The organism is Cellulomonas sp. HZM, assembly GCF_000708885.1.
Classification (GTDB): Bacteria; Actinomycetota; Actinomycetes; order Actinomycetales; family Cellulomonadaceae; genus Cellulomonas.
On record NZ_JEOE01000012.1, the window covers coordinates 84,729 to 99,115 of the forward strand.

The following is a 14,387-nucleotide window of genomic DNA, read 5'->3' on the forward strand; positions in this document are numbered from 1 at the left end:
CGACCAGCCGTCACTTCTTCGTCGCGAACGTGTAGACCGGCTTCTGGTACTTCTTGCCCCACGCCTTCCACAGCGCGCGCGCCGAGTCGCCGCGCTTGCCCCCGCACGAGTGCGTGTACCCGCCGTACTGCGACTTGTGCGTGATGACGATCGCCATGCAGTCGGCCTGCATCTCGTTCGCGGTGCCGACGCTCGTCCCGTAGACCTTCGCGGTCGCCTTCTCCGCCTTCGCGCGGTACGTCGCGCCCTTGACGAGCCGACGGTACTGCACCACGTGAGCGCACTCGTGCAGCGCGACGTGCCGCAGCAGGGCGGGCGACAGCCCGGCCTGGATGTGGATCTCGTGCACCCACGTCGTGCGGCTGCTCGTGCCGTAGTACGTCTCGGTCGCGAGCCCGACGACCGCACCCGGGGCCTTGACCGGCGGGGTGTTGATGTAGATCGGCTCCTTGGGGCAGTACGCCTTCATGTAGCTGCGCGCCTTGGCGATGTACTTCTTGTACTTCACGCCGTCGGTGGTCCTGGTGGTCCAGGTGCGGCTCGTCGACGACGCACCGCCGCCGGCTGCCACGAGCAGGCGGAACTTCTTGGTCCCCGGCTTCGCCTTGTACGCGACCGAGAACTTGGCGGTCGAGCGGGACACCGTGGCGGTGTCGACCGTGACCCACCTCGAGCCGTCGCGGCGCTGCACGCGCACCTTCTGACCCGCGGCCGGGTACACCTCGCCGGTGAACTTCACGGTGGTCGTCGACACCGCGTAGCTCGGGAGCCACCCGACGAACAGCTGGGCCTTGGTCGCGGCCTGCGCGCCGGGCGCGACGAGCAGCGTCATGCCCGCGACGACGAGCGCCGTGAGCGTGGCGGTGAGCCACCGTCGGGTCGTCGTCATCGGTGCCCCCTCGTTCCCTGCTGCCCGGTGCCCGCCACGCCTCGTCGCGTCGTCGTCGCACCGTCCGTGAACGTGAGGGTAGCGCCCGCGGAAAGCGTGCGCCCGCTCGCGCGGGGCGTTGCTAGGGTGTACCCCGTCGCGACTGGCGAAGGGTGGGTCACCACCGGGGAGCGACGCAGCAGCAGACCAAAGGGTCGGACGCCTGGGCCCCCGGTCACCACCACACCGGTCCTGACCAACCGAGTGCGCGGGTGCCGGAAGCCCGCCCACGCTGACTGCCAGGGAGTGCCCATGAGCAACACCCCGATCCTCGACCAGAACATCTCCGAGCTCGACCCCGAGATCGCGGCCGTCCTCGACGGCGAGCTGCGCCGCCAGCAGAGCACGCTCGAGATGATCGCGTCCGAGAACTTCGTGCCCCTCGCGGTCCTGCAGGCGCAGGGCTCGGTGCTGACCAACAAGTACGCCGAGGGCTACCCCGGCCGCCGCTACTACGGCGGCTGCGAGCAGGTCGACATCGCGGAGAACATCGCGATCGAGCGGGCCAAGGCACTGTTCGGCGCCGAGTTCGCCAACGTCCAGCCCCACTCGGGTGCCACGGCCAACGCCGCCGTCCTGCACGCGATCGCGCGTCCGGGCGACACGATCCTGGGCCTCGCGCTCGACCAGGGCGGTCACCTCACCCACGGCATGAAGATCAACTTCTCGGGCCGGCTGTACGACATCGTCGCGTACGGCGTCGACCCCACCACGTCGCTCGTCGACATGGCCGACGTCCGCCGGCTCGCGGTCGAGCACAAGCCCAAGGTCATCATCGCGGGCTGGTCGGCGTACCCGCGCGAGCTCGACTTCGCCGAGTTCCGTGCGATCGCCGACGAGGTGGGCGCCTACCTGTGGGTCGACATGGCGCACTTCGCGGGCCTCGTCGCGGCCGGTGTCCACCCGTCGCCCGTGCCGCACGCGCACGTCGTGTCGTCGACCGTGCACAAGACGATCGGCGGCCCCCGCTCGGGCTTCATCCTGACCAACGACGCGGACCTGGCGAAGAAGATCAACTCCGCGGTCTTCCCCGGCCAGCAGGGCGGCCCGCTCATGCACGTGATCGCCGCGAAGGCCGTCGCGTTCAAGATCGCCGGCACGCCCGAGTTCCGTGACCGCCAGGAGCGCACCGTGCGCGGCGCGCGGATCGTCGCGGAGCGACTCACCGCCGCGGACGTCGCGGGCGCGGGCATCACGGTCCGCTCGGGCGGCACCGACGTGCACCTGGTGCTCGTCGACCTGCGCGACGCCGCGATCGACGGCAAGCAGGCCGAGGACCTGCTGCACGAGGTCGGCATCACGGTGAACCGCAACGCGGTCCCCAACGACCCGCGGCCCCCGATGGTCACCTCCGGCCTGCGGATCGGCACGCCCGCCCTGGCCACGCGCGGCTTCGGCGACGCCGAGTTCACCGAGGTCGCGGACATCATCGCCACGGCCCTCGTCGGCGGCGAGACGCTCGACGTGCCGACGCTGCGCGCCCGGGTCGCGAAGCTCGCGGACGCGTTCCCGCTGTACCAGGGCCTGGAGCAGTACTGATGACGGCGCAGGTCCTGGACGGCAAGGCCACGGCCGCGACGATCAAGGCCGAGCTGACCGAGCGGGTCGCGGCGCTCGCGGCTCGGGGGATCGTCCCCGGGCTGGGCACGCTGCTGGTCGGGTCCGACCCGGGCTCGCAGTGGTACGTCGCGGGCAAGCACAAGGACTGCGCGGAGGTGGGCATCGCCTCGATCCGCGAGGACCTGCCGGCCGACGCGACGCAGGAGGAGATCGAGGCGGCCGTGCGCCGGCTCAACGAGGACCCGGCGTGCACCGGGTTCATCGTGCAGCTCCCGCTGCCCGCGGGGATCGACACCAACCGGGTGCTCGAGCTGGTCGACCCCGACAAGGACGCCGACGGCCTGCACCCGACGAACCTGGGCCGCCTGGTGCTGCGCGTCAACGAGCCGGTCACCAGCCCGCTGCCGTGCACGCCCCGCGGCATCGTGGACCTGCTGCTGCGCCACGACGTGGACCTGCGTGGCGCCGACGTGGTCGTCGTGGGACGTGGCGTCACGGTGGGCCGATCGATCGGGCTGATCCTCACGCGCCGTGAGATCAACGCGACCGTCACGCTCACGCACACCGGCACCGCCGACCTCGCGGAGCACACCCGGCACGCGGACGTCGTCGTCGCCGCCGCCGGTGTGCCGGGCATCATCGCCGCGGACATCGTCAAGCCGGGCGCGGTGGTGGTCGACGTCGGCGTCTCGCGCGCGGTCGACCCGGAGACGGGCAAGAGCCGGGTCGTCGGGGACGTCGACCCCGGGGTGCTCGAGGTCGCGTCCTGGGTGTCGCCGAACCCGGGCGGGGTCGGACCCATGACGCGCGCGATGCTGCTGGCCAACGTGGTCGAGACCGCGGAGCGGCTCGCGGTCTGAACGGGCTCGTCGGCGACGGCGGGACGGGTCTCTCGACGAGAACCGCCCCGCCGTCGCCGTCCCGTTCGCTAGGGTCCCGACCGTGACAGACGCGCAGGCGCCGAGGCGCTCGAGGTACGCGACCAGTGCCGGGACGATCGTGAGCGGCTTCGTGATCGCGGGCGGGAGCGGCCTGCTGGCGCTGCTGGCCGTCGCGGCCGACGAGGACGGTCTGCTGTGGGCGGCCGGCGTCGTGCTCGTGGTCGGGCTCGGGCTGCTCGCGCTGGGGCTGCACCAGCTCGCGGTCAACGTCGACCTCGCGGCCGCCGCGGCGGTCGGTGTGCTGGACGACGAGCCGACGACCGACGGCACGACGGTCGGCGCGCCGGCTGCGAGCGAGCCGGCCTGACGGCCTCGGGCGGTGAACCTGCCCGTCGTTCGTGACGTGTCGGTGGCATGGGGTTGGATGACCGGGTGCTGAGAATCGCCACGGTCAACGTCAACGGGATCCGCGCCGCCTTCCGCCGGGGGATGGGCGAGTGGATCGAGTCGCGCAGCCCGGACGTGCTGCTGCTGCAGGAGGTGCGCGCGTCCGACGAGATCCTCGCGGACCACCTGTCTCCCGAGCACTGGCACCTCGCGCACGAGGCGAGCGAGACGGCCGGCCGTTCGGGCGTGGCGATCGCGTCGCGCCTGCCGATGTCCGCCGTGCGGATCGGGATGCGCACGGGCGTGACCGGTGACACGGGTCGCTGGGTCGAGGCGGACCTCGAGGTCCCGGCACGCGACGGCGCGCCGCCGCACACGGTCACGGTGATCTCGACGTACATCCACTCCGGGACCGTGGGCACGCCCTCGATGGACGAGAAGTACGCGTTCCTCGACCACGTGACCGCTCGCCTCGCCGACATCGCGGAGGCGGGCGGCTACGCGGTGGTCGCGGGGGACGTGAACATCGCCCACCGCGAGGTGGACATCAAGAACTGGAAGGGCAACCTCAAGGCGGCGGGCTTCCTGCCGCAGGAGCGTGCCTACCTGGACCGCTGGTTCGACGACCTGGGCTGGCGCGACCTCGGTCGCGAGCTCGGCGGCGAGGGGCCCGGGCCGTTCACGTGGTGGTCGTGGCGCGGGAAGGCGTTCGACAACGACGCGGGCTGGCGCATCGACTACCAGCTGGCCACACCCGAGCTCGCGGACGCGGCGGTGTCGGCGACCGTCGACCGTGCGGCGACGTACGCCGAGCGGTTCTCGGACCACGCGCCGCTGGTGGTCGACTACGACCTGTGAGCAGGTCCGTCAGTCCCGCGGCTCGGTGACCTGACCCGCGTCCGCGAGCGGCGGCCGATCGTCGGCGCCTGCGGTCCCCGACCGCCGCGGCTCGGGCGCGCCGGGCAGGTCACGCATGCCCAGGAACGGTCCGAGCAGCACGGGGAGCGTGCCGAGCGCCGTGACGCCGACCGCGACCCACATCGTGGGCTGCACGCCCGCGTGCGTCCCGAGCCAGCCCCCGACGAGCCCGCCGATCGGCATGCAGCCCCACACGATGAACCGGATCGAGGCGTTCATCCGGCCGAGGAGCGGGGGAGGGCACACCCGCTGGCGGAAGCTCACCTGCGCGACGTTGTAGAGCACGACGACGAACGAGAGCAGGAACCCTCCGGCGACCATGAGGAGCTGAGCCGGCACCGCGACGTGCGCGGCGAGCGGCGTCAGGGCCGCGGCCGGCACGGACAGGACGGCCGCGACGGGGATGACCCTGGCCTCGCCCACCCACCGGGCGGCCCGCTCGGAGAGCACGGCGCCGAGCAGGCCGCCGATCGCCGACGCGGAGAGCACCGTGCCGAGGGCCGCGGTCGTGAGCCCGAGGACGCGCAGCGCGTAGATGACGAACACGGCGTTGACGATGGCCGAGCCGAAGTTCGACAGGCCCGTGCAGGCCACGATGCGTCGCAGCAGCGGCTGGTGCACGACGAACGAGAGCCCCTCGCCGATCTCGGTCCGCAACGGTCGGCGGGACGCGGGCGACGGGAGGTCCTCCTGGTGCCGGATCCGACCGACCGCGAACGCGGAGACGAGGTAGGTGACGACGTTGACGGCGATGAGTGCGGGTGCGGTCACGACGCGCAGCAGCGCACCGCCCACCGCGGGGGCGACAACCTGCGCGACGGACTGCGTGGCCTGCAGCTTGGAGTTGCCCTCGACGACGTGCTCGAGTCCCACGAGCCCGGGGACATAGCTCTGGTGCGCCACGTCGAAGAAGACCGAGGCCGCGCTGATGACCAGCCCCGCGGCGATCAGCAGCGGCATGGTCGCGGTGCCGGTGAGCGCGGCGACGACGACGACCGCGAGCACGGTCGCACGCACGACGTCGGACACGATCAGCACGCGGCGCTTGCGCATGCGGTCCACCCAGGCGCCGGCCGGCAGGCCGATGACGAGGAACGCGGCGGTCTCGGCGGCCGTGAGCGCGCCCATCTGCCACTCCGTCGCGGCGAGGTGCTGCACGGCGAAGATCGGGAGGGCGAGGTAGGTGAGCTGAGCGCCGAGCTGTCCGAGCGCGTCGCCGGTCCACAGGCGCCGGAAGTCGGCATGGTGGACGAGCGAGCGCCTCGGGGACTGGTCGGCTGCGGTCACCGGACCAGAGTGAACAAGTGATTGAGAAAAGTCAATCAGTGGGGGATGATGAGCGCATGGCGGGTGCGGGCGAGCAGCGGACCGCGGGTGCGGACGGCGACGGGGAGGTCGACGCCGACGCCCGCGCGCTCGCGTCGACCCTGCGCCTGCGCATCCTGCGGCTGTGCCTCGACGAGTCGCTGACCAACCGGGAGATCGCACGACGCCTCGAGAAGAACCCCGCGACGGTGCTGCACCACGTGCGCACGCTCGTCGACCGTGGCTTCCTGGTGGCCGAGCCGGTGCGACGCGGGGCGCGTGGCTCGCGCGAGGTGCCCTACCGTGCGACCGGCAAGTCGTGGCGCACGCCGCCGCGCCCCGGCCAGGCGCGGCTCCTCGTCGACACGTTCCTCGAGGAGCTCGCTCTCGTGCCCGACCTGGACAGCGTCGTCATGGCGCGCCTCGGGCTGCGGCTGCGGCCCGACGAGCACGCCGAGCTCGTCGGGCGGATCGACGCGCTGCTGCAGGAGTACGCCGCGCGTCCGTCGTCGTCCGACGGCGAGCCGTACTCGATGTTCGTCGCGGTGCACGAGGACGTCTCGCGCCGCCGCGCGCCCGAGGCCCGACCGCAGGCGGGAGTCAGCGCCCCGCGGGGGTGAGTCCGAGGGAGAGCCCCGCGAGACCGCGTGGGCGGGTGGTGAGCGCGCGTGCGACCTCGCGCAGGGCGCGGGACGCGGGCGCGTCGGGCTCGGCGAGGACCACGGGGGTCCCGCCGTCGCCGGCCTCGCGCAGCCGCACGTCGAGCGGCACCTGCGCGAGCAGCGGCACGTCGCTCCCGACGATGCGCGTCAGGCTCTGCGCCACCTGCTCGCCGCCGCCCTCGCCGAAGACGTGCAACCGCGAGCCGTCGGGCTGCTCGAGCCACGACATGTTCTCGACGACGCCGACCACGTGCTGGCGCGTCTGCACCGCGACCGACCCCGCGCGCTCCGCGACCTCGGCCGCCGCCGCCTGCGGCGTGGTCACGACGACGATCTGCGAGCCGGGCAGCAGCTGCGCCACCGAGATCGCGATGTCGCCCGTGCCGGGCGGCAGGTCGAGCAGCAGGACGTCGAGGTCGCCCCAGAACACGTCGGCGAGGAACTGCTGCAGCGCGCGGTGCAGCATCGGGCCGCGCCACACGACGGGCTGCCCGGGCGGCACGAACATCCCGATCGATACGACCTTGACGCCGTGCTCGACGGGCGGCAGCAGCATGTCGTCGACCCGCGTGGGCTGGCGCGTGACGCCCAGCATCCGGGGGATCGAGAAGCCGTAGATGTCGGCGTCCACGACGCCCACGCGCAGCCCGTCGGCGGCCATCGCCACGGCGAGGTTGGCCGTGACGGACGACTTGCCGACACCGCCCTTGCCCGACGCGATCGCGAACACCTTCGTCAACGAGCCGGGCTGCGCGAACGGGATCGTCGGCTCGGCGTCCGTGCCGCGCAGCAGCGTGCGCAGCGCGGCGCGCTGCTCGGCGGTCATGACCCCCATCTCGACGGTCACCGAGTCGACCCCGTCGACGCCCGACGCGGCCGCGGTGACGTCGCGCGTCAGCGTGTCCTTGAGCGGGCAGCCCGTCGTCGTCAGGTCGATCCCGACCACCGCGCGGCCGCCGTCCACCTCGACGGACCGGACCATGCCCAGCTCGGTGATCGGACGGCGGATCTCGGGGTCGAGCACCCCGGCGAGCGCGTCGCGGACCGCGAGGACGAGGGTGTCGTCGTGAGCGTCGTGGGGCATGCGCCCATGGTAGGTCGGTGCACGGGGCGCCCGACCGGGACGTCCGGCCGACGTCAGCGCGCGGGATCCGGCTCGGGCTCGTCCTGCTCACGCTCGGCGTGGATGTCCTCGAGCAGGTTGCGCAGCTCGGAGCGCACGAAGTCGCGCGTCGCGACCTCGGACAGCGCGATGCGCAGCGCGGCCATCTCGCGGGCCAGGAACTCGGTGTCGGCCAGGTTCCGCTCGGCGCGCTGGCGGTCCTGCTCGGCGCCCACGCGGTCGCGGTCGGCCTGGCGGTTCTGCGCGAGCAGGATGAGGGGTGCGGCGTACGACGCCTGCAGCGAGAGCATGAGCGTCAGTGCCGTGAAGCCGCGGCTCGCGCTGTCGAACCGCAGGTGGTCGGGCGCGAGCGTGTTCCAGCCGATCCACACGATGCAGAACACCGTCAGCCACACGATGAACCGCGGCGTGCCGAGGAACCGTGCGATGGCCTCCGACCACTCGCCCTGGCGCTCGGAGGAGATGCGCGGGCGCGAGCGACGACGCCCCGTGAGCGGCTGGTCGAGGCGCTCAGCCACGGCCGCCCCCGCCGATCGTGGCCGGCTCGTCGTCGACCTCGCGCCAGTCCTCGGGCAGCAGGTGGTCGAGCACGTCGTCGACCGAGACGACGCCCAGCAGCCGGCGCTCGGCGTCGACCACCGGCAGCGCGAGCAGGTTGTAGGTGGCGAGCTGGCGCGTGACGGCCATCAGCGGGGCGTCGGCCGGGAGCGCCTCGATGTCGCTGTCGACGATCGTGCCGATCGAGTCGTGCGGGGGCTCGCGCAGCATGCGCTGCAGGTGCACGACGCCGATGAACCGGCCGGTCGGGGTCTCGAGCGGCGGGCGTGTGACGAACACCATCGACGCGAGCGCGGGCGTCAGGTCCTGGCGTCGCACGTGCGCGAGCGCCGCGGCGATGGACGTCTCGGGGCCGAGGATGACCGGCTCGGTGGTCATCAGGCCGCCCGCGGTGTTGTCCTCGTACGCGAGCAGCCGCCGGACGTCCTTCGCCTCCTCGGGCTCCATGAGCTCCAGCAGCTCGGCCGCCTGCTCGTCCGGCAGCTCGCCCAGCAGGTCGGCGGCGTCGTCGGGCTCCATCGCCTCGAGCACGTCGGCCGCGCGGGTGAGCTCGAGGCCCTGCAGGATCGCGACCTGGTCGTCCTCGGGCAGCTCCTCGAGCACGTCGGCGAGGCGGTCGTTGTCGAGGGCCGAGGCGACCTCGAGGCGCCGGGTCGTGCCGAGGTCGTGCAGGACGTCCGCGAGGTCGGCGGGCTTGAGGTCCTCGTACTGGGCGAGCAGCAGGTCCGCGCCCTGCCCGAGCGACGCGGTGCCGAGGCCCGTGACGTCCGAGGCCGCGACGACGACCGACTCGCCGCGCCGCCGCAGCAGGCCGCGGTGCCCGCCCGTGCTGCGGCGCACCGAGACCTTCGTGACGATCCAGTCGCCGTTGCGCTGCAGCTCGATCGCGACGTCCTCGACGGTGCCCGACCCGGACCCGTCCGCGAGCTCGACGGTGCGGTCCAGCAGCTCGCCGACGACGAGCGTCTCGAGCGAGCGCTGCTCGAAGCGGCGCATGTTCACCAGGCCGGTCGAGATGACCTGGCCCGCGTCGATCGAGGTCACGCGCGTGAGCGGCACGAACACGCGTCGTCGGCCCGGGACCTCGACGACGAGGCCCACCGCGCGGGGGGCGCCCTTGGGGCGCACGAGCACGACGACGTCGCGCACCCGCCCGACCTCGTCGCCCAGGGGGTCGAACACCGCGGTCCCGGCGAGTCGCGCGACGAACACCCTGGTCCCGACGCTGCTCACGCGGCCAGCCTAGACGCTGCGGGCCCGTCGGCCCGGCGTGCGCCTACCGCTGGGGGCGCGCGCCGTGCTTCCAGTACCCGCTGAACGTCACGTCCGCCTTCGGCAACCCGCGCGCGGTGACGAGGTGACGGCGCGCTCCGGTGGCGAGAGCTGCCTCGCCGACGACGAATGCGTACGGCCGCCCCGCCGGGACGTCCAGGTCCTGCACGGCGGCGAGCGTGAGGCGTCCCGGTACTGCGTGCGCGTCCTGACGCACGAGCCAGCGCACCTGCACGCCCGCGGGCGCGTCGGGGTGCTGCACGTCCTGCGCGGTCGGCACCTCGACGATCGCGACTCCCTGGGCGTCGCGCGGCAGCGAGGCCAGCACCCCGAGGACGGCCGGCATGCCGGACTCGTCGGCGGCGAGCAGCGTCCAGTCGTGGTCGGCCGACGGTGCGAGCATCGTGCCCTCGTCGAGCAGCCCGACCGGGCTGCCGGCCTCGCAGCGACGCGACACGCAGCGGCGGTGACCGCCTCGCCGTCGCTGTCGCCGTGGACGACGAGGTCGATGTCGATCTCGCCCGCGTCGGGGCGGGCGCTGCGCACGGTGTAGTTGCGCAGCAGCGGGCGCACGCTCGCAGGCATCGTCGCGTAGCGCGCGTACCCTGCGAGCGTCATCGACGGCGGCAGACGCAGCTCGGACTGGCCTGGTCGAGGGACGAGCAGGCGGAACCACTGGTCGTAGCCCCGCGCGGGCATCCCCTCGAGGCCGCCGACGGTCACGCGCACGATCGACGGGGAGACGCGCGTGCTGCGCACGACGTGCGCGCGACGCATCTGCGAGCCCTCCGGGGTGGGTGGCTTGCTCCGGGCGGCCATGCTCTCCTCCTCGTCGACAGCGTGGAGGTCAGTTTAGGTAAGGCGAACCTAAGGTCAAGAGGGTGGCGGGTGAGATCGTCCACGGGCAGGATCGAGACATGCCCTCGAACCGCCCTCGCGTGCCGCGCACGCCGACGTTGCCCCAGGGGGACGCGGTCGCGACCTACGGCACCTACTCCGAGGCGACCAAGGCCGTCGAGGTGCTCGCGACCCACGAGTTCCCCGTGCAGCTCGTGACGATCGTTGGGACCGACCTGCGCATGGTCGAGCGCGTCACCGGCCGGCTGTCCTACCCGCGGGTCGCCTCCGGCGGGTTCGTGATGGGCGCGTGGTTCGGGCTCTTCGTCGGGCTGATCCTCACGTGGTTCACCACCGAGGACCGCGGGACGCCGATCGTGCCCGCCATGATCATCGGTGGGGCGTTCGGGCTGCTGCTGTCCGTGCTGACCTACGCCTTCACGCGCGGGCGGCGCGACTTCACGTCGGCGAGCCAGATCGTGGCGTCGTCGTACACGTTGCTGTGCGACGCGAGCAAGGCGCACCAGGCCCGCAACCTGCTGATGCAGCACGGCGGCCTGGGCTCGACGTGGCCACCGCCCGCGGTGCCGACCCAGCAGGTGCCGACCCAACAGGTGCCGTCGACGCGACCCGACGACGAGCAACCGGGACCGCCCACGCAGCCACCGGCGCCGCCGCAGTCCTGAGGTGCTCGGCGTGCCGTCGCGGGACCGACGAAGCCGTCAGGAGCCGAGCAGCCCCCGCATCCACGCCTCGACCGCATCGGGGTCGCGGGGGAGCGCGGCCGACAGGTTCTCGTTGCCGTCCGCCGTCACGAGCACGTCGTCCTCGATGCGCACCCCGATGCCGCGGTACTCCTGCGGCACCAGCAGGTCGTCCGACTTGAAGTACAGCCCGGGCTCGATCGTGAACACCATGCCGGGCTCGAGGACCGCGTCGAGGTACATCTCGGCACGGGCCAGCGCGCAGTCGTGCACGTCGATGCCGAGGTGGTGGCTCGTCCCGTGCACCATCCAGCGCCGGTGGTATTGCGCCTCGGGGTCGAGCGACTCGGCGGCGCTGACGGGCAGCAGCCCCCACTCGTCGAGCCGCTGCGCGATGACCTCCATGGCCGCCGCGTGCACGTCGCGGAACCGTGCGCCGGGGACGGCGACCGCGAACGCCGCGTCGGCGGCGTCCAGCACCGCCTGGTAGACCCTGCGCTGGACCTCGGTGAACGTCCCGTCGACCGGGAGCGTGCGCGTGACGTCCGCCGTGTACAGCGAGTCGATCTCGACCCCGGCGTCGAGCAGCAGCAGCTCGCCCGCGCGGACCACGCCGTCGTTGTCGATCCAGTGCAGCGTCGTGGCGTGCTCGCCCGCGGCCGCGATCGTCTCGTACCCGACGGTGTTGCCCTCCTGGCGGGCATGGCCCACGAACGTGCCCTCGACGACGCGTTCGCCGCGCGCGTGCCGCTGAGCGCGCGGGAGCTCGCGCACGACCTTCTCGAAGCCGTCGACCGTGACGTCGACCGCGCGTCGCATCTGCTCGATCTCGTGCGCGTCCTTGACGAGCCGCAGCTCGGACAGCGCCTCGGCGAGCACGTCGTCGCGCTCGCCCGCGGCCTCGGTCGCGCGGATCTCGTCGACCACCGCCTCGATCGTCTCGTCGGCCCCGGGCACGACGAGCACCTGCACGCCGTCCGGGCCGACGTCCTTGGCGAGCGCGTCGCGCAGGTCGTCGACGTGCCGGGTGGTGATGCCGGTGGTGGTCTCCATGTCCTCGAGCGTCGGGCGCGCACCCACCCAGAACTCGCCGTAGCGGGAGTCCGAGAAGAACTCGTCGGTGTCGCGGCCCGCGAGCGGGCGCATGTAGAGCACGGCGTGGTGGCCGCTGCCGTCGTCGCCGCGGCCGTCCTCGACGGGGTGCAGGACGAGGACCGCGTCGGGCTCCTGCTCGGATCCCAGGCCCGTGAGGTGGGCGAACGCGGAGTGCGGGCGGAACCGGTAGTCGGTGTCGTTCGAGCGGGTCTTGTAGGTCCCCGCGGGGACGACGAGCCGCTGGCCGGGGAACTGCGCCGACAGCGCGCTGCGGCGGGCGGCGGTGAAGTCGGCCGCGTCGCCGCGCTGCGCCTGCGACGGCGGGCGGTCGCCCCAGCCGGACGTCACGAACTCGACGAACGTCGCGGAGCCCGGCCGCTGCGAGCGGTTGGAGCCGCGGTCCGCGAGCGGCTGCGTCGACGTCGTGGCCGACGTGGCGGCCGGGGTGGAGGAGTCGGTGCGGTGCTCGCTCATGCGATCCATCCTCCCACCGCGCGTGGACGCTCCTCTCGCCGAGAGCGCGCCGCCGGCCCGAGAGTCGAACGAGAGTCGAACGCCGACGGCGCGCTCTCGGGCCGGACCCGCGCTCTCGCCCCGCGACCGGCGGCGCTCGGCCGGGCGACTAGCGTGGGGGACCGTGCGCATCGACCTCCACGCCCACTCGACCGCCTCGGACGGCACCCGCACGCCCGCGCAGGTGGTCGCCGACGCGGCGGCCGCCGGCCTCGACGTCGTCGCGCTCACGGACCACGACACGACCGCCGGCTGGGCCGAGGCGGCGGCCGCTGTCCCGGCGGCCGGGGTCGCGCTGGTGCGCGGCACCGAGGTTTCGGCGCGCTCCCGCGGCATCTCGATCCACCTGCTGAGCTACCTGCAGGACCCGTCGCACCCCGCGCTGGTCGCGGAGCTCGAGCGCACGCGCGAGGCGCGGCTGCACCGCGCCGAGCGGATCGTCGAGCTGCTCGCACGCGACCACCCGATCACCTGGCAGGACGTGCTCGACCAGTCCGCCGACGCCGTCGTCGTGGGCCGGCCGCACGTCGCCGACGCGCTCGTCGCACGCGGTGTCGTACCCGACCGGGACGCTGCTTTCGTCGAGCTCCTGCGTGCCGACGGCCCGTACCACGTGCCGCACTACGCGCCCGACGCCCCCGACGCGGTCGCGGCCGTGCGCGCCGCCGGAGGCGTCCCGGTGTTCGCGCACCCCGGCGCGGACGCGCGCGGACGCGTCGTGCCCGACGAGGTGTTCGACGAGCTCGCGGAGGCGGGTCTCGCCGGCATCGAGGTGAACCACCGGGACCACTCGCCCGCGCAGCGGGCACGCCTCGGTGCGATCGCCGACCGGCTCGGTCTTCTCGTCACGGGGTCGTCGGACTACCACGGTGACGGGAAGCAGAACAGGTTGGGGGAGAATCTGACCGAGCCGCGCGTGCTGGCGGCGATCGAGGAGCAGGGGACGAGCGAGGTGGTCAGGCCGTGAGCGACGTGCTCGACGCGCGGTTGTTCATGTCCGTGTTCATCACGTTGTTCGTGATCATGGACCCGCCCGGGACGGTGCCGATCTTCCTCGGGCTCACGAGCACCATGACCCGGCGCGAGCGCAACCGGGCCGCGCGGCAGGCGATCCTCGTGGCGTTCGGCGTCATCGTGTCGTTCGCGCTGTTCGGCCAGTCGCTGCTCAACTACATGCACATCTCGCTGCCCGCGCTGCAGGCGTCGGGCGGACTGCTCCTGCTGCTCATCGCGATGGAGCTGCTCACCGGCAAGGCCGAGGAGCCGCAGCCGTCGGCCAACTCGAAGGTCAACGTCGCGCTCGTGCCGCTCGGCACGCCCCTGCTCGCGGGGCCCGGTGCGATCGTCGCGACCATGGTGTTCGTGCAGCAGTCGGACAAGACCGTGGCCGACTGGGTGGCGATCGCGCTCGGCGTCGTCGCCGTGCACATCTGCCTCTACCTCGCGATGCGGTTCGCCAACGTCGTGCACCGCATCCTCAAGGACTCGGGAACGATCCTCGTCACCCGCATCGCGGGTCTGCTGCTGGCCGCGATCGCCGTGCAGCTCATCGCCGACGCGATCACGGCATTCGTCCAGGCCGCCTGACCGCCGCCCGGCTGCCCGCCCCGCCCCCGCCCAGGCGCGCGCGCCTCCCCTCGCCCG

At 73.1% G+C, this 14,387-nt stretch carries 15 protein-coding genes, 1 pseudogene and 1 riboswitch; of the genes and pseudogenes, 8 read left to right on the plus strand and 8 right to left on the minus strand.

Annotated features, from left to right (window positions below; genetic code table 11):
- Window positions 1-10 precede the first annotated feature (10 nt).
- Window positions 11-889 (minus strand): hypothetical protein, encoded by an 879-nt coding sequence (locus tag AW16_RS0108760; protein WP_029289708.1) that lies wholly within the window; start codon window positions 887-889, stop codon window positions 11-13.
- A gap of 128 nt (window positions 890-1,017) precedes the next feature.
- Window positions 1,018-1,104: riboswitch (ZMP/ZTP riboswitch) on the plus strand.
- 76 nt (window positions 1,105-1,180) lie between these two features.
- Here AW16_RS0108760 and glyA point away from each other — a divergent pair.
- The 4 genes from glyA to AW16_RS0108780 all read left to right on the plus strand — a co-directional run bounded on the left by glyA (window position 1,181) and on the right by AW16_RS0108780 (window position 4,614).
- Complete coding sequence (gene glyA, locus AW16_RS0108765) at window positions 1,181-2,467, plus strand: serine hydroxymethyltransferase (protein ID WP_029289709.1); 1,287 nt, start codon at window positions 1,181-1,183, stop codon at window positions 2,465-2,467.
- Window positions 2,467-3,348, plus strand: a complete 882-nt coding sequence (locus AW16_RS0108770) for a bifunctional methylenetetrahydrofolate dehydrogenase/methenyltetrahydrofolate cyclohydrolase (RefSeq protein ID WP_029289710.1) — start codon at window positions 2,467-2,469, stop codon at window positions 3,346-3,348. The genes glyA and AW16_RS0108770 overlap by 1 nt, the downstream gene beginning before the upstream one ends.
- 82 nt (window positions 3,349-3,430) lie before the next feature.
- On the plus strand, window positions 3,431-3,736 hold the full coding sequence (locus AW16_RS0108775; RefSeq protein ID WP_034648516.1) for a hypothetical protein: 306 nt from the start codon (window positions 3,431-3,433) through the stop codon (window positions 3,734-3,736).
- A gap of 65 nt (window positions 3,737-3,801) precedes the next feature.
- Entirely contained in the window at window positions 3,802-4,614 is an 813-nt protein-coding gene (locus AW16_RS0108780) for an exodeoxyribonuclease III (protein ID WP_231495989.1), read from the plus strand.
- Window positions 4,615-4,623: 9 nt separating this feature from the next.
- Here AW16_RS0108780 and AW16_RS0108785 read toward each other — a convergent pair whose 3' ends face one another.
- Window positions 4,624-5,961: an MFS transporter gene (locus tag AW16_RS0108785; RefSeq protein WP_081861548.1), complete on the minus strand. Its 1,338-nt coding sequence runs from the start codon at window positions 5,959-5,961 to the stop codon at window positions 4,624-4,626.
- 56 nt (window positions 5,962-6,017) lie between these two features.
- Here AW16_RS0108785 and AW16_RS0108790 point away from each other — a divergent pair, with 56 nt between their 5' ends.
- Window positions 6,018-6,599, plus strand: coding sequence for a winged helix-turn-helix domain-containing protein (locus AW16_RS0108790; protein ID WP_029289714.1), 582 nt, complete (start codon window positions 6,018-6,020; stop codon window positions 6,597-6,599).
- On the opposite strand, the gene AW16_RS0108795 is transcribed toward AW16_RS0108790, so the two are convergent.
- The 5 genes and pseudogenes from AW16_RS0108795 to AW16_RS18755 form a co-directional block, all read right to left on the minus strand.
- Entirely contained in the window at window positions 6,580-7,725 is a 1,146-nt protein-coding gene (locus AW16_RS0108795; RefSeq protein ID WP_029289715.1) for an Mrp/NBP35 family ATP-binding protein, read from the minus strand. The two genes, AW16_RS0108790 and AW16_RS0108795, sit on opposite strands and share 20 nt — an antisense overlap.
- A gap of 53 nt (window positions 7,726-7,778) precedes the next feature.
- Window positions 7,779-8,282, minus strand: a complete 504-nt coding sequence (locus AW16_RS0108800) for a DUF1003 domain-containing protein (protein ID WP_029289716.1) — start codon at window positions 8,280-8,282, stop codon at window positions 7,779-7,781.
- Window positions 8,275-9,555, minus strand: a complete 1,281-nt coding sequence (locus tag AW16_RS0108805; RefSeq protein WP_029289717.1) for a magnesium transporter MgtE N-terminal domain-containing protein — start codon at window positions 9,553-9,555, stop codon at window positions 8,275-8,277. The genes AW16_RS0108800 and AW16_RS0108805 overlap by 8 nt, the downstream gene beginning before the upstream one ends.
- A 43-nt stretch (window positions 9,556-9,598) precedes the next feature.
- A complete protein-coding gene (locus AW16_RS18750) occupies window positions 9,599-10,051 on the minus strand; it encodes a siderophore-interacting protein (protein WP_231495990.1) in 453 nt (150 codons plus the stop codon).
- A gap of 65 nt (window positions 10,052-10,116) precedes the next feature.
- Window positions 10,117-10,413, minus strand: a pseudogene (locus AW16_RS18755) (siderophore-interacting protein); the annotation flags it as partial.
- A 98-nt stretch (window positions 10,414-10,511) separates the two neighbouring features.
- Here AW16_RS18755 and AW16_RS0108815 point away from each other — a divergent pair.
- Entirely contained in the window at window positions 10,512-11,117 is a 606-nt protein-coding gene (locus AW16_RS0108815; protein ID WP_051681803.1) for a general stress protein, read from the plus strand.
- A gap of 36 nt (window positions 11,118-11,153) precedes the next feature.
- Here AW16_RS0108815 and AW16_RS0108820 read toward each other — a convergent pair whose 3' ends face one another.
- Window positions 11,154-12,704: an aminopeptidase P family protein gene (locus AW16_RS0108820; protein ID WP_029289719.1), complete on the minus strand. Its 1,551-nt coding sequence runs from the start codon at window positions 12,702-12,704 to the stop codon at window positions 11,154-11,156.
- 163 nt (window positions 12,705-12,867) lie between these two features.
- Here AW16_RS0108820 and AW16_RS0108825 point away from each other — a divergent pair, with 163 nt between their 5' ends.
- The gene (locus AW16_RS0108825; RefSeq protein WP_029289720.1) at window positions 12,868-13,710 is read left to right on the plus strand and encodes a PHP domain-containing protein; all 843 of its coding nucleotides are present in this window, start codon (window positions 12,868-12,870) and stop codon (window positions 13,708-13,710) included.
- Entirely contained in the window at window positions 13,707-14,330 is a 624-nt protein-coding gene (locus AW16_RS0108830; protein ID WP_029289721.1) for a MarC family protein, read from the plus strand. The genes AW16_RS0108825 and AW16_RS0108830 overlap by 4 nt, the downstream gene beginning before the upstream one ends.
- Window positions 14,331-14,387: the final 57 nt, after the last annotated feature.